Below are 23,629 nucleotides of genomic sequence, written 5' to 3' on the forward strand. Positions count from 1 at the left end.
ATGATTTTCGGTCTTATGGCAGCCAGCTCACTCGGGTGGGAGGTCGTGTGGCACTCACGGTAGAACAGCTTTATGAAGTGATGGCGCAGTTGCCCGACCCGGTTTTTATCTTGAGTGAACTGGGTGACTACGTCGAATACATCGGCGGTATCGAGCAGCAATCCTATCAGGATGGCAATCCCTTGGTGGGGAAGATGGTGGCTGACATTTTGCCAGAGGATAAGGCTGCCTGGATGATGGCGCAAATCCGTGCGGCCCTCGATAGCGGACAAGTTCAGGTGGTGGAATATGAGCTGTCACCGAGCGAGGTCAAAGGCATTGATACCGACACGGGCCCGCAAGGTGTGCAGTATTTTGAAGGCAAGATAGCACCGCTGCCCTCCCTGTATGAAGGGCGTCGTGCTGTGGCCTGGGTCATCCGCAATATCACCAGTCAACGCGAGTTGCAGCAGCGGCTGAAGCAGCTCAGTGAAACCGATCAACTGACCGGTTTGCACAATCGTCATTTCTTCTTCGAGCACTACCCAAAGCAGGTCGCCGCGCATCCACAGACCGGTTTAATCATGCTGGATATCGATCACTTCAAGCAGATCAATGACTTGTATGGCCATCAGGTCGGTGATCGAGTGTTGCAGTGTTTCAGCCGTTGCGTCAAGGCGCTACTGCGCAGTGAAGATCTGTTCGTACGCAGTGGCGGTGAGGAGTTTGTTATTTTGCTTCCAGGTCTTGCCGGGGTGGCTTTGCGCCGGGTGGCTGAGCGGATCAGGTTGGCAGTGGAGACGATGTTGGTTGATCCGTCACTGCCGGAACTGCGGGTCACGGTCAGCTTGGGCAGTACCGATGTATTGCCACAAGAGGAGGCCAGCACAGTGCTAGCCCGTGCCGACGAATGGCTCTATCGTGCCAAGCGCGCCGGTCGCAACCGGGTTGAGCACTGCGTCATGCGGTGATATCGCCCGATGGGTAACGCGACCAGCACATCACCAGCTCCGGGCAGTCGGTGCCATTGCAGAGGCGCTCAGCCATCACGACAAAGCCGTGGTGGCGGTAGAAACGACAGGCGTGTTGATTTTGTACATACACCTGCAGGGTCAGTCGGCCGCTCTCGGTCTTGGCATGGTTTAGCAGGGCGGTGCCGATCCCCTGATGCTGGTGGGTGACAGAGACAAACAGGGCTGCCAGATGCTCCTCACACAGGGCGTAAAACCCCGCCACCTGGCCATTTTGCTCCGCCACTATGATGCTCGCCTGTGGCAGATAATAGGTGCGCATCAGTTCCAGATTATTTTGCCAATAGCTGGCGGGAATAAAATCATGGGAGCGGCAGGATGCCTCAAGCCAGATTTGCAACAGGGCCTCGGTATCCGTGGCAATAAACGGACGCAACAACATGCAGACTCCAAATTAGGGAGAGAATGCCAGAATACTCACATGGTTCCCCAATCGTTGAGATCTCGCTCTAATTTGGTAAAGGAAACGTCAGCTAAATAAAAAAAAGGCCTCACTAGGAGGCCCAACCATGGTGGATGGTGACAAATCGTTTAATGCGGACGCAACAGCCAGCGCGTCATCGGCGTGGTGGAGAGGATGCGGTAAAGCAGCAGTGACGCGGCAAACAGGAGAGGCAGCTTGAGCAGTTCCCACCAGGGCAGTTTGCCCTGCGGACCAAATACGAACAGCCAGATGGCCGGCAGCATGTGCAGGCAATAGAGACCTAGCACCTTGGGTGAGAGCCGCTCCAGCCAACTACCGGCGCCCAGCTGTGGATGAGCCAGCAGCAAAGCGAACAGGCCGACTCCCCAAGGCAGCGAGCCCAGCAAAAAGTCGTGACGATTAAGCGGCACATCCCCAAATTCCAGCAGCGCCCAAGCCTCCAGCGCATAGAGCAGTATGCCACCTGTCAGTAGCAACCAGCCGGTACCGGCATCCGGTTGCCAGTGGCCTTGCCGCAACCAGACACCCAGCGCCACAAACACCAGCGAGAAAAGCGGGCCGTTTCGAGTCAGCAGTGGCCACTCAGCACCCAGCAGTGGCTTGGCATAGGAGCCACCGATCAGCGCCAGCAGGTAAAGAAATGTACCAAGCCACAGTGCCAGTGCCGGTCTGCCCAACCCATGACACAACGCCGTGAGCATGACCGCCAGCATCAGGGCGGGTAGAAACCATAGGTGCACCATGCCACCGACCAGCCAGACGTTGAGCCGATCGCCGATTTGTAGCGGCCATTGTTGTTGCAAGGTGGCCAGATAGCCCTGCTCGGCTGCAGCCAACGGATTGAACGGGATCAGCAGATAGAGCAGGCTCCAGACCAGCCACAGCAGTAACAGAGGTCGGCAGTAGCGCAAGGCAACGCTGAGTGGATGGCCGCCGGCCAGTTTGGGCTGCAGAAAATATCCGGCGCACAGGAAAAACAGGGGGACAGCAAACCGGCACAACTGGTTGAGCGTTCCACCCAGCCAGAAATAGAAGGGGTCACGCCAGAGAGTGGGATCCAACACATTGTTGAACGGGGAAATGTGTATGGTCATGACGGCCATCATGGCGATGACCCGTCCACACTCGATACTGGAAATTCTCATCACGATGCAGCAAGAGTACGTCAGAAGCTGACACGTTAGTGCAAGGGAACGGTGTGGGACAAGGCAGGAACTTGCCAATTGTGAAGCGCCCCGTGCCGTACTTACCCTTTGTTACGCAGGGAGATTTCAGGTTACCTTTGTGGACATTTCGATCGATTCTGGTGAATATAACTCCATGAGTTGTTGGTCTTTACGACCAATATTGATGAAAAAATTAGTGCCGTTTGGGTATTGCTGAAATCATCGGTTGATCTGAAAATCAGTCTCATGCGTATTTCGTCACCTCCGGTGTCTTGATACGCCTCAAAAACCAGCAAACGACATGAGTGGTGTGGATGCAGCAAGCACGACAACGTGAGTATGTGGAGTGGTTCTCTCGTACTTCGGATAGTGGACATCTGTCAGCCCTGATTGGCCGGTTCAGCCGGGAGATGGGATATGACCATTTCGGGTGTGCCTTAGTGATGCCCATGCCACAATCGCCTGCCCGGGTCGTACTTTTTAATGAGGCCACCGAGGCGTCGATGCAGGTGCATGAAGCTGACCACCCCATAGCGGAAGATCCGCTAATTCGTCTTGCCCAAACGCAGACACTGCCTATTTACTGGGGACGCCTCGACGAGCGAGCCCGCTTCTTGCAGAAAGATACGCTTGAGTTGATGGAGAAGGTGGCCTGCTCCGGTCTGCACCAGGGCGTCTCCTTCCCGCTGCATGGCGCTGAGGGTGAAAACGGCATCCTCTCGTTTATTACCCACACGGCGGTGGATTCTGCGCTGGTGCTGGAGAGTTCTCCGCTGCTGTTCTGGATGTCGCACAACATTTTCGCTGCGGCCATTCGGGTCGCCCGTCGCAATCTGCTGCCTGGGGCGGCGGTCGAAGGCCCTAACGAAGGCCATACCCCCTACCGAGTCATCAGAACCGACAGATTGCACTGACATTGCTGCCATTCAGGCATGCAATATTCGGTCGTTACTGGATTATCTCTCTATTTATCGACCTTAACGGAATACTGACGCTTATTTATTCTTCTGTTATTTCTTCTTGGCAAGAGATTGTTCAAGCCATAAATAAGGTATCTCACTTCTCTTTTATCATTTGAATATGAGTGCCCTATATAACTTCATCAATCGTAAGGGAATATTGTTTTCTAGGTTTCATTGGGTTTCTTTCGAGGCTCAACAGGCCGCTCGATTCACTGCCATAAAATGATGACAGGCTGTCGTAACTTGGCTGCGAGTAGTACCCCAATTGGGGTGTGAATGCTATCGCCATGTTATATAAGCATTTTTAAAAACGTTGACCGAACTAGTACTTTTTTAATACTTCTTGCTGGAAAGGTATTGATTTAGTCTGTGGTTTATCCCAGTCGGGATAATCGGATGTTGGCTGTAATAAGGAAAATAACTATGTCAGTCATCTATCAAATCGGGCTGATAACTAAAGACAATTTGCAGGCAGATACACTGCGCCACTATCTGATGGAACAGCTGGTGCAAGATATCGCATTGATCTGCAATGTGGATGACTTTACCTCCTTTGCGTGGTCTCCGTCGGCGTTACTGCTGGTGGATCAGGAGTATCTCAGGCAGGCACAGGATGCCCGTTGGCACGAAGAGGTGCTGCGCCTCTGTCCGCAGGCGCGGGTCGTGCTGCTCAATGCTCCCGAAGATGTGGCGGCAGACATGCTGCTGCCGTGGCCCAGCTTGTCGGGGTTGTTCTTCCGGCATGCGCCGCTCAGTCAACTGGTACTGGGTACCAGAAAAGTACTGGCTGGTGAAATGTGGCTACCGCGACAGGTGATGGGAGAGTTGCTTGAGTATTACCGCTCTGCCCGTCCGCGCAAGGCGCAGACCGATTCACTGATCGATCTGACCATTCGCGAACAGGAGATCATGCGCTGCCTGATGACAGGTGCTTCCAACAGCGAAATTGCGAGCAGCCTGTTTGTCAGCGAGCACACCATCAAGTCCCATCTCTATAACGTGTTCAAGAAGATCAATGTGCGCAACCGGCTGCAGGCTGTGCGTTGGGCCAAAGAGAATCTGGACTCGGCCATGTGGCATTGATGCGGTTGTCCCCGGATAGGCAGTGACAAAAGGCACTGTCTATCCATCCAGTATCAACTGTGCGATACTCACTCGCTCTGACGTGTCGAAACGAGCGTGTGCAAGATGGAAAAGATCGTGGTCCGGGGTGCCCGCACCCACAACCTCAAGAACATCAATCTGACGCTGCCCCGTGACAAGCTGATCGTTGTCACCGGTCTATCCGGCTCGGGCAAATCCTCATTGGCCTTTGATACCCTCTATGCCGAGGGCCAGCGCCGCTATGTCGAGTCGCTTTCTGCCTATGCCCGCCAGTTCCTCTCCCTGATGGAGAAGCCGGATGTGGATCATATCGAGGGGCTCTCTCCGGCAATCTCTATCGAGCAGAAGTCGACCTCGCACAACCCGCGCTCGACGGTCGGCACCATCACTGAAATTTATGATTACCTGCGTCTGCTGTTTGCCCGGGTAGGCGAGCCGCGCTGCCCGACGCACGGCATCCCGCTGACCGCCCAAACCATCAGCCAAATGGTCGATCAGGTGCTGGCATTGCCGGAGGGGAGCAAGCTGATGCTGCTGGCGCCGGTCGTGCGTAACCGCAAGGGCGAGCACGTTAAGCTGCTGGAGAATCTGGCGGCTCAGGGTTATATCCGCGCCCGTATCGACGGCGAGGTGTGCGATCTTTCCGATCCGCCAACCCTTGAGCTGCAAAAGAAGCACACCATTGAAGTGGTGGTGGACCGCTTTAAGGTGCGCAGTGATCTGCAACAGCGTCTGGCTGAGTCGTTCGAGACCGCGTTGACGCTCTCCGGCGGTATCGTGCAGGTGGCGCCGATGGATGGCGAGATGGTGGAGCCGATGACCTTCTCGGCCAACTTCGCCTGCCCGGAGTGCGGCCACTCGGTCTCGGAGCTGGAGCCGCGCATTTTCTCATTCAACAACCCGGCCGGTGCCTGCCCCACCTGCGACGGGCTCGGTGTGCAGCAGTATTTCGATCCTGCCAAGGTGATCCACGATCCCTCCCTGAGTCTGGCTAACGGTGCGATTCGCGGTTGGGACAAGCGCAGCTTCTACTACTTCCAGATGTTGCGCTCGCTCTCGGAGCACTATCACTTTGATCTCGACTCGCCGTGGGAAGAGCTGCCGGTCAAGGTGCAAGAGGTCTTGCTGCGTGGCTCGGGCCATAGCGATATCGAGTTCCGCTATATGAACGACCGTGGCGACGTGGTCGTGCGCAAGCACCCCTTCGAGGGGATCTTGCACAACATGGAGCGGCGCTATCGCGAGACCGAGTCGATGACGGTGCGCGAAGAGTTGGCCAAATATATCGCCAACAAGCCCTGCACCAGTTGTGGCGGCAGCCGTCTGCGTGAAGAGGCGCGCCATGTCTTTATTGAAAACCGCAATCTGCCGGCTATTGCCGATGACTCGATTGGCGATGCCTTGGCCTTTTTTGAGACGCTGACCCTGACTGGTCAGCGCGCCCAGATCGCCGAGAAGATCCTCAAAGAGATTATCGAGCGGCTAGGTTTCTTGGTGAATGTGGGGCTTAACTACCTGAGCCTGTCGCGCAGCGCCGAGACCCTCTCCGGCGGTGAAGCGCAGCGGATCCGTCTGGCCAGCCAGATTGGTGCCGGTCTGGTTGGCGTGATGTATGTGCTGGATGAGCCGAGTATCGGTTTGCACCAACGTGACAACGAGCGCCTGCTCAACACCCTGACTCACCTGCGCGATCTCGGTAACACTGTGATTGTGGTGGAGCACGACGAAGATGCTATTCGCTTGGCAGATCATGTGCTCGACATCGGTCCCGGTGCCGGTGTGCACGGTGGTGCCATCGTGGCGCAAGGGACGCCGGCAGAGATCATCGCTAACCCTGATTCATTGACCGGTGATTATCTCTCGGGCCGCAAAAAAATTGAGGTGCCCCAGCAGCGCACTGCGCTGACTGACAAGTGGTTGAAGTTGAAAGGCGCCAGTGGCAACAACCTGCGCAACGTCAATCTGGATCTGCCCATCGGGGTCATGACCTGCGTGACCGGCGTCTCCGGCTCTGGCAAGTCGACCCTTATTAACGACACCTTGTTCCGTATTGCCCATCGCGAATTGAACAAGGCGACCGAATCGACCCCGGCGCCCTATCGCAGCATTGAGGGGCTGGAGCATCTGGATAAGGTGGTGGATATCGATCAGAGCCCGATCGGTCGTACCCCGCGCTCTAACCCGGCGACCTATACCGGTCTGTTTACCCCGATCCGCGAGCTGTTGTCCGGTACTCAGGAGGCGCGTTCACGCGGCTACCAACCGGGGCGGTTCTCCTTCAACGTGAAAGGGGGGCGCTGCGAAGCCTGTCAGGGGGATGGGGTCATCAAGGTGGAGATGCACTTCCTGCCGGATGTTTACGTGCCGTGTGATGTCTGCAAGGGTAAGCGCTACAACCGTGAAACGCTGGAAGTGAAGTACAAGGGCAAGAGCATCCATGAAATCCTCGAGATGACGGTGGAAGACGCCCGTGCCTTCTTCGACCCGGTGCCGGCGGTGGCGCGTAAGCTGCAAACCCTGATGGATGTCGGTCTCTCCTACATTCGTCTTGGCCAGTCCGCCACCACCTTGTCGGGCGGTGAGGCGCAGCGGGTCAAGCTGGCGCGCGAGCTCTCCAAGCGTGACACTGGCCAGACGCTCTATATTCTCGACGAGCCGACCACAGGTCTGCATTTCCACGATATTCAGCAGCTGCTCAAGGTGCTGCACCAGCTGCGCGATCGCGGCAATACTATCGTCATCATCGAGCACAATCTGGATGTGATTAAAACCGCTGACTGGATCGTCGATCTGGGGCCAGAAGGCGGTGCCGGTGGCGGCCGTATTCTGGTGACCGGTACGCCCGAGCAAATTTGCGAGAATCAGGAGTCACATACCGCCCGTTTCTTGCGGCCGTTACTGGTCCGCTGAGTGAAATCGGGATGCAAAAGGGGCCTTGTGCCCCTTTGTTTTTTCTCACAGGAATGCCAGTATCGGACCCGCTCTGTTGATCCTTCGCCATAATAGAAAAAACGATGAATCCGGATACGTTTGATGCAGCATCCCGCCAAGACGATTAACTATCAGGTTGCCTTCTCGATGGGCGTCATCTGGGTGGTGGCCATGGGATTGCTGATCGCAATCCTGTTGAGTGCGTTGTTGCCACAACTACACCGCATCGAAGAGCAGCAGATGCGCCAGCATCTGGTGCGGGCTATCAGTCTGGTGCAAAGCGATCTGAAGGGCATGCAGGCCTTCGCCAAAGATTGGTCCATGTGGGATGACGCCTACAACTTTATGGCAGACACCAACCCGGATTTTGTCCGGGTCAACCTGTTAACCGATGCTCCCATGCGTGACTTTGAGCTCAATGTGATGAGCTTTATCAAGGTGCAGGGGTATGAGAAATGGACCCGCATCATGCTGCCGGGTTTACCGCCAGACAGCTATCACGTCTTTCCTGCCTACCTCGATAAACTCAAGTTCGAAGAGCTGCCCAAGGTGGATCGTGAAGGCGTTCAAGGTCTTAAGGAAACCCCGTGGGGGCCTTTGCTGTTTTGCCTCGAGCCCATCACCAATTCAGCTGGAACGCTGACGCCGAACGGCTATTTCTTGGTGGCGCGTTGGCTGGATGAGCACTATCTGCGGCGTCTGTCAGAGAAGGTGGCGCTTCCCATGAGCCTGACCTCGCCACAGGAGATGCCGGATCTCTCCCTTTACACGCCACTTGGCAATAACACCTTGTTCCGCCTGGGGTATGAGGGGTGGCGCCATCAGTGGGGAGAGGTGCTATTGCTTGATGATCGCGGCAACGCCAGTTTGCAACTGCGGCTGGTGTCCCCCCGTGACATGCTGCTGGGTAGCGGACAAGCTTTGCTGATAGTGCTGGCTGGCACGCTGCTTATCTGCCTGCTTTGTGGCCTGGTGGCGTTTGTCCGGTTGCAAAGCATCGTACTGCGTCCACTGCACGCTCTGATGGAAGGCGTCCAACGCTATCACATAGGTAGTGACCCTGTGGTTCTGCCGCTTATCGATAGCAGCCATGAGTTGGGAGTGTTGTCGCGCAAGATCCGCGATCTGGCGGTTCGTCTGCACCTGCAACACCGGACCTTACAACTCCATAGTCAACGTATGGAGGAGGCGGCCAATCTGGATCCGCTGACCCAGTGTTTTAACCGCCGTTATCTCGACAGCTGGCAGGAGCGGCTGGAGTACCGTCATCAGCATCTGCTGGTGCTGACGATCGATCTCGATTACTTCAAGCAGATCAATGACCGTCATGGCCATGATACCGGCGATCTGGTGTTGATACAGTTTGCCGACCTGATGCGCAGCCAGCTGCGCCATGACGAATTACTGGTACGACTCGGTGGCGAGGAGTTTTTGGTGGTATGTGAATGCCGTACCCGCGAGCAGGCCCGAGCCATCACAGAGCGTTTGCAACAGGCCATCGCCATGGCGCCGTTTGGTAATGATAAGGCCGATATCTCAGTGACTGCCTCCATGGGGTTTTCCCTCTTCCCGCCAGGGCCAGAGCGCCATGCTGCCGGTTGGGCGCTCTGCCTTAAACTGGCCGACATGGCGGTCTATCGTGCCAAAACATCGGGGCGTAACACCTGGGTCGGCATGCTGGTTGAAGGGGCAGATCCGCTCCCTTCCTTTAATGGTGATGAGCTGCAGAGCCTCGGGGTGGTCGAACTGTTCAAGCCATAAATATCCTTGATGAATACATCTTTTATCGCGTTGTTGCATTGTGAAACGCATAAATGTGCGCCTTATCTGTCATTTAAAAGATGATTCGTACATCCATCATTAAATTCGGCAACAATTGCGCTAAATCAATAACGAGGTTGTTTCCTTTTCGTAGAGTGAGGGCGCTTACGGCACTTTCATAAAAAATCAGAACAAGGAATATACAATGACAAAGACACTTCCTCTGTTGATTGCAGCAGCAATAGCCTCTCCGATTGCAATGGCCCACCAGGCCGGTGACTTCCTGGTGCGCGGTGGCGCCGCCATGGTGGTACCTCACGAAAGCAGTGATGATGTTCTTAATACCGGCGAACTCAAAGTCAACAATAATACCCAGTTGGGGCTGACATTGGGTTATATGGTGACCGACAATATCGGCGTAGAGCTGCTGGCTGCTACCCCGTTCTCCCACACGGTCAGCACCCGCGGCTTGGGTGAAGTCGCCAAGGTTAAGCATCTGCCGCCAACCCTGATGGGTCAGTACTATTTCGGTGATGCCAAAAGTACGGTGCGTCCTTATGTCGGCGTGGGTGTGAACTACACCACCTTCTTTGACGAAGAGGGACGTGGCGCTCTGTCAGGTACCAGCGTAAAAGTGGATGATTCCTGGGGTGTTGCCGGTCAGGTCGGTGTGGATGTGGCGTTGAATGAGCGCTGGTTTATGAACGCCTCCGCCTGGATGATCGACATTGATACTGATGTGCACACTGCTGTGGGTACGATAAAGACCCAGATTGATCCGTATGTCTTTATGCTGGCCGCCGGTTATCGTTTCTAATCTCTACTGGTCATCACATGGGGCCCGGACTCTGTTCCGGGCCTTTTTGTTCTTGCTGGTCCGGGCTTGAGTCGCGCGCTGGGGCAGGGTAGCCTGACGCCATTCTTGCTGTATGCCACCGCTGATGGTGGCCTCCTTAATACTGGAGAGTTTTGGTGAAACACACTTGCCTGCTGTCGATGACTCTGATGGTGGCCGGCCTGCCGGCCACCGCCCTGCCACTGATGACGCTTGATCAGCAGTTTGACCTGATGGAGAAGGGTGCCAACACCGCGCTGGACACCCGTCAGGTGAGCCATGATGGCGTCATCATGACCGCTTGGCTTGATGGCGATCTTCCCGTCATTATTGCGGTGCCACGACTGGACGAGAATGGCCAGCAGCAGGGCGTCAGCCGTTACTATTTCAAGCAGGGCGAGCTGTTCGGGGTGCGCGAGCCCGAAGCGCGCTTCTCGTTTCATGACGGTCACTTACTCGAATGGCTCGACGAGCATGGCAAGCCGGAACGCTTTGTCAGCAAAGTGAGCATGCAGCAGCGGGAGCGCTGGCTGGTGCGCCGCGCGGCAGAGCTCAAGTCGCTGTTTGTGCCGAGTCAGGCCGAGCTCAGCTTAGATAAAGGTGGTGCCGGCGCCCCGGCGGCAGGCAGCGCGCGTACTGAGTGGTTGTGCAACCAGAAGATGCTGGCCATGAGCGGCGCGGCGGATGTGACCCATGATGGAGCCCATTGGCAGCTGGATGCCCAGCAGGTTAAAGGCCGGGTTCGCTTGTCACGGGAAGGACAGTGGGTCGAGCTGGATATGGTGTGCCAAGTGACGGCCAATCGGGTTACCCGGCTGACCTGGCAAGCGGTTCATCCTTAAGGCGTCGTCGTGGCGCTCTGGGCCAGGCATGGCTGCAGAGTGCCTAATGTACTGAGTGGCGAGCAGGGCTGCGGCGCTCCGATCTCAATCGGCTTGCCGAGAAACTTCGGCTCCTTGCTCAGGACATAGAGATCGAGCAGGCTCATAAAGCGGGCGAAGATCTCGCGGGTGCGGGTCTTGATCCCCTCTTCCGGCTCGACATCCCGGGCGTTGTAGCCAATTGCCTTAATGCCAAAGCGATGGGCGATAAAAATAGCCCGTTCGTTGTGAAATTTCTGCGACACCACGGTATAGGATGCTTGGCCGAACACTTCCCGAGCGCGCACCACCGAGTCCAAGGTCCGGAAACCGGCAAAGTCCATATAGATGGCTGATGCCGGGATCCCGGCCTTGATCAGCGCACGGCGCATCAAACGCGGCTCGTTATACTGAACGGTCGCGTTATCTCCCGAGACCAGAATGTAATCAACCTTGCCGTTGTTATAGAGCTCGGTAGCCGCATTGATCCGGTTCATAAAGTAGGGGTTGTGGCCGCCGCCAACCAGGTATTTCGACGTCCCCAGCACCAGTGCCACCTTGTTGTAGGGCACATCGGCCAGGTTGTCGAAGGTAAAGCGCCCGGTTTTCGAGACGCGCCATTCACCGTAAGTCAGCAGCAGCAGAGCGAGCGCCAGCAACAAGCAAACAGCCGCCAGAAGAAACAGGGCGATTTTTTTCGGGGAAATACGAAACTGCATGTCAGGCATTTTATAACAATGCCGGCTCAATCGTCAGTCTGGTTTGTCACGCCATGTTTGCAGTGTGCTTCGGCTTGCTGCTGCCACAGCCGCCGAGACGGCTTGAGCGCACCGCCCTGAGCCGGCCAGGCTAGCCAGAAGTCCGGCACCATAAATCCGGGGAGACGCTGGCGCAGCCAGGCTTCCAGTTCAGCATAGGGACACGGTTCGGCCAGCCAGTCGATAAAACAGGCGGGACGAGCGCCCCACTCTTCATTACAGACCGGCACCACCAGTGCCTGCGCCACAGCCGGATGGTTAACCAGCTGCTGCTCGATGGCTTCGGGTTGAATGTTCTCGCCACCGGAAATAAACAGGTTGTCGAGGCGTCCCTCCACGATCAGCTCGCCCTGCTCGGTCAGCCAGCCCTTGTCGCGGGTATGAAACCAGCCATCGGCATCACGGGCCGGTTCGATGCCGTGCGCCGTGTCATAGCCGAGAAACAGGGTATCGCCCCGTACACAGATCTCGCCGTTTTCGATCTTCACTTCGCGTCCCGGCAGCGGCTTGCCCACCAGTCCGGGCTGCGCTGGAATGGCCGTACAGACCTGACTGCCCATCTCGGAGAGACCATAACTGACCTTGGGGGTGAGCCCCAACGCGGTCATCTGCTCAACCAGTGGCTCTGCAATGGCGGCGCCGCCGAGCAGCACCTCGCGCAAGTGACCGCGTCGGGGATCAAAACCTTGTGCCAGCAGGCGCCAGAGCTGAGTGGGCACCAGTGACAGGTGGGTGATGGGTTGCTGCTCCAGTCGCTCCTTGAGCGGGATATTGCGCTCATCGAGGATCAGAGTGGCTCCGGCCAAAAAGACCCGGAACAAAATGGCGTAACCGCCCACATGAAACAGCGGCAGAGAGAGTAACCAGCCGCAATCATGATCCAGTGGCAGCAGTGTGGCCGAGCCACGGGCAGACGCCAGATGATTGGCAAGGGTATGCATTACCGCTTTCGGGTGGCCACTCGAACCAGAGGTAAGCACCAGATTATTGGGCTGGTCAGGATCCAGCGTGTCGTCGTGCGAAGACGGGCTCAGGGCTGCAAAATCGAGGCAGATCGACCGCCAGTTGCCCACTGGTGGCGTCTGTGGCGACCAAAAGCCATCGACACGCAATCGGTTGGCCAGGGCTTGCTGCTGCTCAAGGGGAAACGCTGGATTGAGCGGGCAAAACAGAATGCCGGAGCGCACACAGCTCCAGGCCAGCAGCACCCCTTCGAGGGAGTCACGAACGCAGGCGGCCAATCGCATACCGCGTTGCATGCCTTGCTCGGCCAACTGCTGTTGCACACTGCACAGATGGCAATCCAAGGTGGCGTAATCGATACGGGTGTGGCTACCGACAATAGCCAGTTGCGCCGGAAGCTGATGCGCCCAGCGCGAAATGGGACACGGTTCAGTCATGCTGCCAGAGGCACTCCAGTTGCTGCAGATCCGGCTCACCTTCTGCCGTCAGCAGATCGTGGCGCAGCCAGCGCCGGGTATCGAGTCCAGGTGGTTGCTGTGGATCCCACTCACTCGCCAGTTTGGCCAGCTGGGATAATCCCACTCCCGACTCAAAACTCGATGAGACGATAATCTTGAGATTGAGCTCCTTGGCTCTGGCAACCAGCGCCTCACAGCGGCAGAGCGAGCCGAGCAGGGTCGGTTTGAGCACCAGAGCCTTGAGCTGCGGGATAGGTTCCCACGGTTTGCCCTGGGCCAGCAGCTCATCAAGCGCAATGGGCATGCCGGTGTGGCTGGCGACAAACCGAATATCGTTAAAGTCGGCGCAGGGGTCTTCCAGATAATCGATGCGGGCCGGATCGAGGTGCTGGCAGAACGCCCACGCCTCTTCCCGGGTCCAACCCTGATTGGCATCCAGTACCAGCTTGAGGTTGGGCAGTCGGTCGAGCAGCAGCCGGATCAGCGCCAGCTCATCACGCATCGGGTAGCGGGCGACCTTGAGCTTGGCCTTGTTGGCGGTCTCATGCAGCCAGACTTTCCAGTTTTTCAGCAGGTCGTGTGGTGCACCCTGGATCAGGGGATAGGGCTCGGGCAGCGGCGTATTGAGCGGTTGCCACTGGTGGCGGGCACAGCTCAGACCAAACTGGACCGAGGGTAGCGTAGCCGTGACCTCCTCGCCGCGTACTTGTGCCTTGAGGCAGACCAACGCCTGCTCTTGTGCCTCTTGCAAGGTTTCGCGCGAAAAACCCGGCAGGGGGGCAATCTCCCCCCAGCCGTCATTCATTTTGACCAGCAGGCCCTGCCGCGCCGTTTCGACCCGGCCATGGAATGTCAGGGGTTGGGTAAACTCGATTCGGTAGCGATACAGGGCCAGTGTCATCATGGGTTCCGCTTGAATTTAGTGAAGTCGGGACGACGCTTCTCGTTAAAGGCGTTACGCCCTTCCTGTCCTTCATCGGTCATATAGAACAGCATGGTGGCATTGCCCGCCAACTCTTGTAGACCGGCTTGGCCGTCGCAGTCGGCGTTAAGCGCAGCCTTCAGGCAGCGCAGAGCCATCGGGCTGTGCTGCAGCATTTCACGGCACCAGCGCACGGTTTCGCGCTCCAGCTCCGGCAGGGCCACTACGGTGTTGACCAGACCCATGTCGAGGGCTTCCTGTGCGTTGTAGAGGCGGCACAGGAACCAGATTTCACGGGCTTTCTTCTGGCCGACGATACGAGCCATGTAGGAAGCGCCCCAGCCACCGTCAAATGACCCCACTTTGGGACCGGTCTGACCGAACATGGCATTTTCGGCGGCGATGGTGAGATCGCACATCATGTGCAGCACATGGCCGCCACCTACAGCATAGCCTGCCACCATGGCCACGATCGGTTTCGGGCAGGTGCGGATGTCACGCTGGAAGTCGAGTACGTTCAGGTGGTGCACGCCGGTATCGTCACGGTATCCACCGTAGTCGCCACGGATCTTCTGGTCGCCACCGGCGCAGAATGCCTGATCACCCAGACCGGTCAGGATGATGGTCCCTACCTGATCATCATAGCGGGCGTCGGTCAGCGCCTGGATCATCTCCTTGACGGTGAGCGGGCGGAAGGCGTTACGCACCTGGGGACGGTTGATGGTGATCTTGGCGATGCCCTCGGCAGACTTGTGGTAGAGGATGTCCTCGTAGCCGCTGGAGCAGTCTTGCCACTCGATAGGGGCATACAGTTGGGCTTCGGTCAAACCTTCAATCATGACGCTTCTCTTCTGGTTGGGTGACCCACTCGCACAGGAGGCGGGCGTAGGTATCGGGACAGGCAGCATGCAGATTGTGGCCGCCCTCCAATACCTGGTGGTCGATTGTGGAGTCCGGTGTCGCCAGCTGGCAAGCCAGACGGTGGAATTTCTGGTCACGCACCCCCGACAGGTAGGTGACCGGTAGCCGGGTGTGTTGCAACCAGTGGCGCAGATCCGGCTGTTGGCCAAGCGAGGTGGCTTGCAGCATGGCCGCAACGGCGGGGCCGTGGTTGTGGCTGCGCCGGGCAATCAGCCGTTGCCGCGCCTGCTCGTCGAGCTCGGCAAAGACCGGCTGACGATACCAGCTGGCCAGCACTTCAGTCATCGGCTCGCTGGCAAAACGGTTGGCCCAGGCGCCATCATGCACGATTCTGGCAGCGCGCTCATCGGCCACAAGCCCCGGATGGCAGTTCTCCAGCCACAGCGCCTGCAAACCATTGGGCGCTTGGCTGGCGTGGTACAGAGCGATGCGCCCCCCAAGCGAATAACCGGCCAGTCGGTAGTGACGAATGCCGTGCTGGTTAAGGGTTGCGCGCAGCCACTCATTGCACTCGGCAAAATCAGCGACCCGCTGGACATGGTTGGCGCCATGGCCGGGCAGATCCAGCGTCAACACCGGGCCGGGCAGATCCCGGATAACCGGCTCCCAGTCCTGCCGATCGCCAAGCAGCCCGTGTAAAAAAACGGTAGTGATCTTAGCCACGGATGCGCTCTCCCAGCGCTTTGAGCTGGTCGCTGACCTCGCTGGCCGGCACCCGGATTTCGATCAGGGTGGTGCCTGCGTTCAGTGCATTGCGATAGCCTTGGGCAAACTCATCCAGGCTCTGTGGCGCTTGGTAATGAATACCAAACATCGCAGCAGCATGGGAAAAATCCAGCCCGTGCGGCAGGCGGTAATAGGTGTCGCGCAGACCTTGTTCGGTCGGCACCGGCAGCATATTGAAGATGCTGCCACCATCGTTGTTTAGCAGGACGATGACAAAAGGGGCGGTGCGCTGGCGCAGCAGCGCCAGACTGTTGAGGTCGTGCAGGGCACTGAGATCGCCAATCAGCAGGGTAGTAGGCTGATCGCTGCTGGTGGCAAAGCCGCAGGCACTGGCAATCAAACCATCGATCCCCGAGGCGCCGCGATTGGTCATCACCTTGCAAGGGCCCTTGCCGCGACTGCCCAGCATATCCATCAGTCGCGCCGGCATGCTGTTACCGACAAACAGTTGACCGCTTATCAGACTATTGAGGCGATGGCACACCCCCAGCTCGGAGAAACCGGCGCTGGCAGCTTCTATCACATCAGCCGTGCGTGTGAGCGTCTCACCAAACTGTGCCCAGGGGGCGGCGGTCTTGGTCGGATGGGCTGCCGCAAATTGCGTCGGCGTAGCGCGCAGGTGGCGGCGCACCCGGTAGTCGGGGTCAAGGCGTGCCGGTTTGGGATCGACCAGCCAGTAATCTTGCCACGGCTGGCGCCGGATAAATTGGCTCAGGCGCTTGGAGATCAGGCGCGCGCCAAACTGCAGCAGCACCTCGGCACGTTCCAGCTCGCGCACAAACGCCGCATCATGCAGCGCCAGATCGCTATGCAGCAGCGCATCGGGGTGAAAACGCAGCTGGCTTTGCAGGTCCGCCACCAGTGGCCAGCCCAGGGTGTGGGCCAGCGCGGCGACGGCTTCTGCTTCGAGCGGATCTTCAATGCGTCCTGCCACAATCAGGCCGCGGCGTTGGCAAAATGGTTGCCAGTCAGCTTGGGTCGCGCAAGCGTTCGATAGGCCTTGCCACGGACTCCAGGGCTTGGCACTGCCCAGCCAGCTGTCGAGTGGTTGCAGATAAGTGCTGGCATCGTGGGCATCGCCATTGGGGTAGAGCGGCTCGGGATACATGCAGTTCAGGTGCACCACGCCTGGCGTGCGCGCCTGAATGGCCAACGCCTGATCCACCGTGCTTAGCACAAACGCCGCCGGCATGCGCGGATCAGGGCTCGGCAGGTTGACCTGATAAACCGGATAACCGGCAAAGATCCCCTGCTGGTTGATCGCCTGATTAGCGCCATTGTCGATGAGCTCGGCCGGGCGGTCGGCCGAGAGAATGATCAGGGGCACGCCGGTTAACTGCGCCTCGGCCACGGCCGGCCAGAGATTGGCGACTGCGGTACCGGACGTGGTAATAATGGCGACCGGTCGCTGCGAGCCTTTGGCCAGTCCCAGCGCGTAAAATCCGAGTCCGCGCTCGTCAAAATGCAGGTGAGCGCGCAACCCCTCGTGGGCCGCTACCGCCATCGTCAGCGGTGTGCTGCGTGAGCCGGGGGCCAACGCTACATCGCGCACCCCCAGTCGATAGAGCTCTTCGAGCAGCAAGGAGGACCAGACGTGATTGAAGGTGGGGTAGTGGCTCGCAAACATAGTCTATCCAGAGAGGCTCTTGTTACTGCAGCAAGGAGAGTGCGTTGCTGATCTTGTTATCGAGTTCATCCCACTCGGCGTAGGGCTCGGAGCCAGCCACAATGCCCGCACCGGCGAACAGGGTGATCGACTCGGCATCCAGCAGGGCGCTGCGAATGCCGACGGAGAACTCGCAGGTGTCGCGGCTCAATAAACCGCAGGCACCGGCATACCAGCCGCGCTCGTAAGGCTCGAAACGGCGGATAAAATCGAGGGCCGTTTCCCGCGGCGCGCCGCCCACTGCCGGAGTGGGGTGCAGCGCCGAGAGCAACTGCCAGTCTGCCACATCTGGATGCAGAACTGCTTCAATATCGCATTTGATATGTTGCAATAATCGCAGCTGCAGAATGCGCGGTTCGGCCTGTTGGGTATGCAGCGCGAGTGGAGTCAGTCGGGTGAGAATGTCGGTATGCACCACCCGGTTTTCCCAGCGGTTCTTGCTGTCGGCCATCAACTCGGCCGCGAGGGCGTGGTCAGTGTGCGGATCGCCGGTGCGGCGAATGGTGCCGGCCACCGCTTCGGTAAACAGGTGACGTGCTTCACGGCGATAGAGCCGCTCTGGCGAGCAGGAGACAAACGCCGAGTCGGGGGAGAACTGGAACCCGAAGTGGAAACAGTCCTGGGCTCGGGCACGCCATTTGTCGAGCAGTTGCCACGGGTCAAGCGCGATGTTGGTCTGCAAACGACTGGCGCGTGACAGCACCACCTTGGGTGTGTGGGCCTGAAACTCGGCCGAGGTCACTTGCTCTACCAGCGATTGCCAGGTGGCGAAATCCGGGGTGTCGTGGCGCTCGAAACTGACTGCTGGCAAGGTGGGCAGCGGTAACTCCGGCTGGAGTTGTTGCAGGGCGCCGGCGGCGGCATCGAGTTCAGCTTCACGCTTGCCCGGCTCCAGCCAGAGATTGAGGCAGAGGCAGAGATCTTCCCCTCGGCGGACCAGCTCAATGCGTGGTAGCACCATCCGGCAGGGGCCAAACCCCGGCCAACCCTCGGTCGTTGGGTCAAATGCCAGCCCACCGAAGTAGCGTGGCGAGTCCGTCTCCGTTCGTGCCGTTCGCTCACACAGTGCGTTGAGACCATGGCTATCGGTCAGCTCATGTACGGCGCCGAGCGCCACATATTCCGGGCGGTCCTGACCGCGGGCATGCCAGTAGATACGGGGATAGAGGGGCTGGGATGAAAGCCAGCCCAGCATGGATACGACGCGAAACGGTTCGCGCAAACGCACGAAGCCGCAGGTTGTCTCATGACGCAACGCGTCGAGCTGTTGCATGAGATGTGTGGGTGCCAACATGGATCGGATGTCGTGGGCCTGTGAGCTGGTATGTGCCAAATGGCAGACAATTCATATATATTAACTGCCCATTCTTCCATGTAAATTGTCCGGATATCCGATCCTTGGGCCAGGCCAGTATAAAAAAAGGCATTTTGGCACAACCTCGACAGGATCAAGATCTGACTGTTTGGCCATCGACTTATGACTGAAAAATTCCGCGCCTGGGTGCTGGCGGCCCGTCCTCGCACCTTGCCTCTGGCTTGTTCATCGATCCTGCTCGGCAGTGGTCTGGCGGCCAGTGTCGGGGCGTTTAAGGGCAGTATCATGACGTTGGCTCTGCTAACCGCCATCTTGTTGCAGATCCTCTCTAACCTTGCCAACGACTACGGTGATGCCGTGTCGGGCGCCGATAATGCAGAGCGGATCGGCCCGCAGCGGGCGGTGGTTTCTGGCCTTATTAGCCGCAGTGACATGGTGCGAGCCATGGTATTGGTTGGGCTGGGATCGGTGCTAAGCGGTTTGGCGCTGCTGATCACCGCATTTGGTAACAACTGGCTGGATGTATTGTTGTTTGTGGCGCTTGGCGCCATTGCTATCGTGTCGGCTGTGACCTATACCGTGGGGCGCATGCCGTATGGTTATCGCGGGTTTGGCGATATCTCGGTGTTTATCTTTTTCGGCCTGCTCGGTGTGCTGGGATCGTACTATCTCTTCACCCACACCCTCGATTGGGCCCTGCTGCTGCCGGCCGGCGCCTGTGGTTTGCTGGCCACGGCGGTGCTCAACATCAACAATGTGCGCGATATCGAGGGCGATGCCCGCACCGGCAAGATTACGCTGGCTGTCCGGCTCGGTCGGGAGCGGGCGATTATCTATCACTGGAGTCTGATTGGCGGCGCCCTGCTGCTGACTGCCCTGTTTTTGGTGCTGCAGGGTAAGGGGTGGTGGCCCTGGATTTTTATGCCAGCGCTCAAGCCGCTGACCGATGCGGCGCGCCTGCTGTCGCAAACCCGCGATGGTGTTGCGCTCAACGGCGCCTTGAAGAAAACCGCCATCAGCGCCTTTTTCTACAGTGTGCTGTTGGCACTGGGTATTTCGATTGGCTAGAAAAACCAACAGGCCGTCTTGCAACGGCCTGTTTCGTAACCAAGGGTCAGTGGCGTGGTGAGCGGTCTTTCCGCTCTGGCTGATTCTCTTTAAGGCGAAAATCCCCCAGCCGCTGATCGAGAGTGCGTGACAAGTCGGCCAGCATTTCGCTCTCCTGGGCCAGATGCGCGGCTGATTGCGATACCTCCTGCGCCGAGTCGTTGATGCCCAGCACATTGCGGTTCATGTCTTCGGCCACGGCACTTTGCTCTTCTGCCGCCGTGGCAATCTGGGTTGACATGTCGTTAACGTGCTGGATATGGGTGAGGATCAGCCCAAGATCCTCACCGGCCTTTGCCGATTGTTGCACGCTGCTTTCGGCCAGCTTGCGGCTGGTCTCCATGGCGTGTGCGGCACTGAGCGCCCGTTGCTGCAGTTCGCTAACGGTATTTTGAATCTCCTCGGTCGATTGGCGGGTGCGACTGGCCAGTTGGCGTACTTCGTCAGCCACCACAGCAAATCCGCGTCCCTGTTCACCGGCCCGCGCCGCCTCTATGGCGGCATTGAGTGCCAGCAGATTAGTTTGATCTGAAATAGCACTGATAACGTTGGTGACCTCGCTGATCTGCATCACCCCTTCCTTGAGTTGAGTGACTTGCTGGCTGGCCAGCTCCACCTCTTTGGCAAGGCTCTGGATGCCGTTCACACTGGCATTGACATCGTTGTTACCAAGACCGGCTTCGCTGGTGGCCTCCTGAGTATCGCGGGCGGTGCTTTCCGCGTGTCCGGCCACGTCGGAGATGGTGGCGCTCATCTCGTTCATGGCAGTGGCCAGTTGCGAAAGCTGGTCACGCTGGCTGGTGACGGCCTGATTGGTCTCTTCGGCAGAAGCCGCGATGCGCAGCGCCGCATCGGCCACACTGCTGGCCCCTTCGCTGGCTTCGAGCAAGGCTGAGCGGATCGCATTGAGACTGGCGTTGGTGCTCAGTGCCAGTTGGCCCAATTCATCATGGCCTTGCACCGGAACGGTCACCACCAGATCGCCGGCCGCTACCCGGCGCATGGCACTATGAATCGATGCTAGCGGAGAGACGATGGAGTTGCTGATGGCGTGACCCATAAAGCCCATTAGCAGGGCGATAACCAGACCGGCAGCGCCCATGCGATAAAATTCGCTCCACAAGGTGCTGCGGATATCTTGGATCAGGATACCGGAGCCTAAAATCCAGCCCCATTCGGGGAATCCGGCCACACGAGAGAGCTTCAACATGCTCTCACCCGAAGGGGACTCCCACAGGTATTCCAGTGAGCCGGTATGTCCGCCACGGGCAATATCCACCATCTTGAACCAGTGCTCTCCGCCGTTGGCTCCTTGCTCGCCCATCTGTTTGCCGACCAGCTCGGGCTTGACCGGATGGACCAGCAGCGTACGATTCTCATCGAGCACGAAAAGGTAGTTGTCACTGTCGTAGCGCATCTGGTTGATCATGGCCATCGCTTCTTTCTGCGCCTGCTCCTTGGGCAGGGTCGCCGCCAGTTTCTGGATGCGGGTCATGGCCAGATCGATCACGGCCGAGAGCTTGGCTTGCCGTTCATCGAGCAGATTCTGGTGTAGTGCGCTGGCCGAGATGGCGAGCAGCGCGATGAAACCGACCATCGCCATGCAGAGCATGAGCCACAGTTTGCGGCTGACGGCGATGTCCGCGAGCCTTACCATAGAGCCTCCTTGAACCAACCCTGAGAATTGACGGGCCAGAAATGCTGGTCAGGCCACAGTCGCTTGAGTCTAAGTCTGTATAGGGGGTTGCGATCTGTCCAACCGCAGAGGCGATATTGATCACACCTTTATCGTGTCACCTGTTCTTTTTTATTCACGCCATCAGGCGAGTGCAGTGCAAGCAGGAGCGTATATGTCTGCCAGGGAATATTTTTCAGAGTTGAACCGGGACTATCTGGCGGTTCACCGTCGCAAGGAAGACCTGTTCTGGTCCACCTACATGGGGATCAGCGAGGATCACGACGGTTTCACCGCGGCCGAGCAGGCCTATAAGCATTTTTGTGCCAACCCTGAGCGTCTGCCGCAGCTGCGTCATGCGCTGGAACAGGCAGCCGGTGATGCCGAGCTGGAAGCCGGCCTGCGCGGCTGGATTGCCTTCTTCGAGTGCAATGTGATTGAAAATCCGCAGGCGGCGCAGTTGATGGAAGCGCTGGTGGCCGCTGAGTCGGCCCTGTTTACCGCCCGCCGCCAACTGGCATTGACCCTGTTAGATGAGCAGGGTGCCGCCATCCCGGGCTCCTTGCCAGCCGCCGCCACGGCGCTGGCTACCAGCCCGAGCGAACCGGTGCGGCAGAGCGCTCTTGCCATGTTTCGCAGCCTTGAGCAGTGGGTGACCGAACACGGCTTTCTCGGCATTGTGAGCCTGCGTAACCGCTTCGCCCGCGCCATGGGTTATCGCGACTACTTCGACTACAAGGTCAACAAGAACGAGCGGATGTCGCCCGAGCAGCTGTTTGCCATCCTCGATGATTTCATCAGCCGTACCGATCAACGCTGCCGGGCCAGCATTGACGAACTGGTGGCAGCAAAAGGGGCGGCGGCCGCCCAGCCCCATAACCTGCGCTACTTTGCCAGCGGCGATGTGATGCGTCAGCTCGACCCTTACGTGCCTTTCTCACGCGCTCTGCGTGACTGGGTCGAGAGCTTCCAACGCCTTGGCATCCAGTTTCGTGATGCGACCCTGACGCTGGATCTGCTTGATCGCAGTGGCAAATATGAGAACGGGTTTTGTCACGGTCCGGTTCCCAGTTGCTGGCAGGAAGGGCAGTGGGTGCCGGCGGTGGTCAACTTTACCAGTCTGGCGCGTCCGGGGCAGGTGGGCAGTGGCTGGAACGGGCTCAACACTCTGTTCCACGAAGGGGGGCATGCTGCTCATTTCTCTAATGTGACCGGTAATGCGCCCTGCTTCTCGCAAGAGTTTCCGCCCACTTCGATGGCCTATGCCGAAACCCAGTCCATGTTCTGCGACAGCCTGCTCGGCGATGCCGACTGGCTCAAGCGCTATGCCAAAGATGCCGATGGCGCGGTGATCCCGGATGCGTTGATCCATAGCCTGATCGAAACCACCCAGCCGATGCGTGCCTTTAACGAGCGCCAGATTGCGCTGGTAGCCTATTTTGAGCGCGACCTTTACCGTCTGGCGGAGGATGAACTGACCGGCGAGCGCGTGATTGCGCTGGCCCGGCAGTGGGAGCGCCGCATTCTTGGCACTGAGAGTCCGCGCCCGCTGCTGGCGATTCCTCACCTGCTCAATCAGGAGTCCGCCTGCGCTTATCACGGCTACCTGTTGGCGCAGATGGCGGTGGAGCAGACGCGCGCTTTCTTTCTCAAGCGTGACGGCTATCTGACCGATAACCCGCGCATCGGGCCGGATTTGGCTGAGCACTACTGGGCCCCGGGCAATGCTGCCACCCACGATGAGACACTGCGCAGCCTGACCGGCGAGGGGTTTAACGCCCGGTATCTGGCCGATGCGTGCAACCAGACGGTCGATACCGCCTGGCAGCAGGCGCAAGCCATGATGCTCAGCGCTGTCAATCGACCCCAGCCAGAAGGACTTCCCCTCGAAGCTCAAATCCGAGTGATCCACGGTAGCGAATTGATCGCCGATAACAGCCACTCTGACGAGCAATTACTCGCCGATTTTGAGTGCTGGATAAAGCGCCAGTCCGAGCTCGCTCACGCCTGATAACCCCCTCTGCGGAGAGGCAAAGTGGCCCGCCTCTCCGCGATTTTACACTTC

Annotated in this window: 18 protein-coding genes and 1 pseudogene; 9 read left to right on the top strand and 10 right to left on the bottom strand. The window is 58.3% G+C overall.

The window, feature by feature from the left end; all coding sequences use genetic code 11:
- The first annotated feature begins 47 nt into the window (after positions 1-47).
- Complete coding sequence (locus BW958_RS17930) at positions 48-950, top strand: sensor domain-containing diguanylate cyclase (protein WP_076577275.1); 903 nt, start codon at positions 48-50, stop codon at positions 948-950.
- Here the strand turns inward: BW958_RS17930 and BW958_RS17935 are convergent.
- Both BW958_RS17935 and BW958_RS17940 read right to left on the bottom strand, forming a co-directional pair.
- Positions 940-1,392 carry an N-acetyltransferase gene (locus BW958_RS17935; RefSeq protein ID WP_076577276.1) on the bottom strand — a complete coding sequence of 151 codons (453 nt, stop codon included), beginning with the start codon at positions 1,390-1,392 and terminating at the stop codon, positions 940-942. The genes BW958_RS17930 and BW958_RS17935 overlap by 11 nt on opposite strands.
- Positions 1,393-1,541: 149 nt before the next feature.
- Positions 1,542-2,579 carry an acyltransferase gene (locus BW958_RS17940; RefSeq protein ID WP_076577277.1) on the bottom strand — a complete coding sequence of 346 codons (1,038 nt, stop codon included), beginning with the start codon at positions 2,577-2,579 and terminating at the stop codon, positions 1,542-1,544.
- Between the two features lie 335 nt (positions 2,580-2,914).
- On the opposite strand from BW958_RS17940, the gene BW958_RS17945 reads away from it, so the two are divergent.
- The 6 genes from BW958_RS17945 to BW958_RS17970 all read left to right on the top strand — a co-directional run bounded on the left by BW958_RS17945 (position 2,915) and on the right by BW958_RS17970 (position 11,035).
- Positions 2,915-3,514, top strand: a complete 600-nt coding sequence (locus BW958_RS17945; protein WP_076577278.1) for an autoinducer binding domain-containing protein — start codon at positions 2,915-2,917, stop codon at positions 3,512-3,514.
- Positions 3,515-3,985: 471 nt separating this feature from the next.
- On the top strand, positions 3,986-4,645 hold the full coding sequence (locus BW958_RS17950) for a LuxR C-terminal-related transcriptional regulator (RefSeq protein ID WP_076577279.1): 660 nt from the start codon (positions 3,986-3,988) through the stop codon (positions 4,643-4,645).
- A 105-nt stretch (positions 4,646-4,750) separates the two neighbouring features.
- Positions 4,751-7,576: an excinuclease ABC subunit UvrA gene (uvrA, locus tag BW958_RS17955; protein WP_076577280.1), complete on the top strand. Its 2,826-nt coding sequence runs from the start codon at positions 4,751-4,753 to the stop codon at positions 7,574-7,576.
- Positions 7,577-7,699: 123 nt separating this feature from the next.
- A complete protein-coding gene (locus BW958_RS17960) occupies positions 7,700-9,358 on the top strand; it encodes a sensor domain-containing diguanylate cyclase (protein WP_076577281.1) in 1,659 nt (552 codons plus the stop codon).
- A gap of 205 nt (positions 9,359-9,563) precedes the next feature.
- Complete coding sequence (gene ompW, locus BW958_RS17965; RefSeq protein ID WP_076577282.1) at positions 9,564-10,175, top strand: outer membrane protein OmpW; 612 nt, start codon at positions 9,564-9,566, stop codon at positions 10,173-10,175.
- Positions 10,176-10,330: 155 nt separating this feature from the next.
- Positions 10,331-11,035, top strand: coding sequence for a hypothetical protein (locus tag BW958_RS17970; protein ID WP_076577283.1), 705 nt, complete (start codon positions 10,331-10,333; stop codon positions 11,033-11,035).
- A gap of 23 nt (positions 11,036-11,058) precedes the next feature.
- Here the strand turns inward: BW958_RS17970 and BW958_RS17975 are convergent.
- The 7 genes and pseudogenes from BW958_RS17975 to BW958_RS18005 all read right to left on the bottom strand — a co-directional run.
- Positions 11,059-11,772: pseudogene (locus tag BW958_RS17975) on the bottom strand (vancomycin high temperature exclusion protein); the annotation flags it as partial.
- 26 nt (positions 11,773-11,798) lie between these two features.
- A complete protein-coding gene (menE, locus tag BW958_RS17980) occupies positions 11,799-13,211 on the bottom strand; it encodes an o-succinylbenzoate--CoA ligase (protein WP_076577285.1) in 1,413 nt (470 codons plus the stop codon).
- Entirely contained in the window at positions 13,204-14,133 is a 930-nt protein-coding gene (menC, locus tag BW958_RS17985) for an o-succinylbenzoate synthase (protein WP_076577286.1), read from the bottom strand. Before menC ends, menE begins: the two co-directional genes overlap by 8 nt.
- Positions 14,133-14,993, bottom strand: coding sequence for a 1,4-dihydroxy-2-naphthoyl-CoA synthase (gene menB, locus BW958_RS17990; RefSeq protein ID WP_076577287.1), 861 nt, complete (start codon positions 14,991-14,993; stop codon positions 14,133-14,135). The genes menC and menB overlap by 1 nt, the downstream gene beginning before the upstream one ends.
- The gene (gene menH, locus BW958_RS17995) at positions 14,986-15,738 is read right to left on the bottom strand and encodes a 2-succinyl-6-hydroxy-2,4-cyclohexadiene-1-carboxylate synthase (RefSeq protein WP_076577288.1); all 753 of its coding nucleotides are present in this window, start codon (positions 15,736-15,738) and stop codon (positions 14,986-14,988) included. The genes menB and menH overlap by 8 nt, the downstream gene beginning before the upstream one ends.
- On the bottom strand, positions 15,731-17,428 hold the full coding sequence (gene menD / locus BW958_RS18000) for a 2-succinyl-5-enolpyruvyl-6-hydroxy-3-cyclohexene-1-carboxylic-acid synthase (protein WP_076577289.1): 1,698 nt from the start codon (positions 17,426-17,428) through the stop codon (positions 15,731-15,733). The genes menH and menD overlap by 8 nt, the downstream gene beginning before the upstream one ends.
- A 22-nt stretch (positions 17,429-17,450) precedes the next feature.
- Positions 17,451-18,761 carry an isochorismate synthase gene (locus BW958_RS18005; RefSeq protein WP_076577290.1) on the bottom strand — a complete coding sequence of 437 codons (1,311 nt, stop codon included), beginning with the start codon at positions 18,759-18,761 and terminating at the stop codon, positions 17,451-17,453.
- Positions 18,762-18,944: 183 nt separating this feature from the next.
- On the opposite strand from BW958_RS18005, the gene BW958_RS18010 reads away from it, so the two are divergent.
- Positions 18,945-19,850, top strand: coding sequence for a 1,4-dihydroxy-2-naphthoate polyprenyltransferase (locus BW958_RS18010; RefSeq protein WP_076577291.1), 906 nt, complete (start codon positions 18,945-18,947; stop codon positions 19,848-19,850).
- Between the two features lie 46 nt (positions 19,851-19,896).
- Here BW958_RS18010 and BW958_RS18015 read toward each other — a convergent pair whose 3' ends face one another.
- Positions 19,897-21,546: a methyl-accepting chemotaxis protein gene (locus tag BW958_RS18015; protein ID WP_076577292.1), complete on the bottom strand. Its 1,650-nt coding sequence runs from the start codon at positions 21,544-21,546 to the stop codon at positions 19,897-19,899.
- A gap of 193 nt (positions 21,547-21,739) precedes the next feature.
- Between BW958_RS18015 and BW958_RS18020 the strand changes: the two genes are divergently transcribed.
- Positions 21,740-23,575 carry a M3 family metallopeptidase gene (locus tag BW958_RS18020; protein ID WP_076577293.1) on the top strand — a complete coding sequence of 612 codons (1,836 nt, stop codon included), beginning with the start codon at positions 21,740-21,742 and terminating at the stop codon, positions 23,573-23,575.
- Positions 23,576-23,629 lie beyond the last annotated feature (54 nt).

This window comes from Aeromonas sp. RU39B (assembly GCF_900156095.1).
GTDB lineage: Bacteria > Pseudomonadota > Gammaproteobacteria > Enterobacterales > Aeromonadaceae > Aeromonas.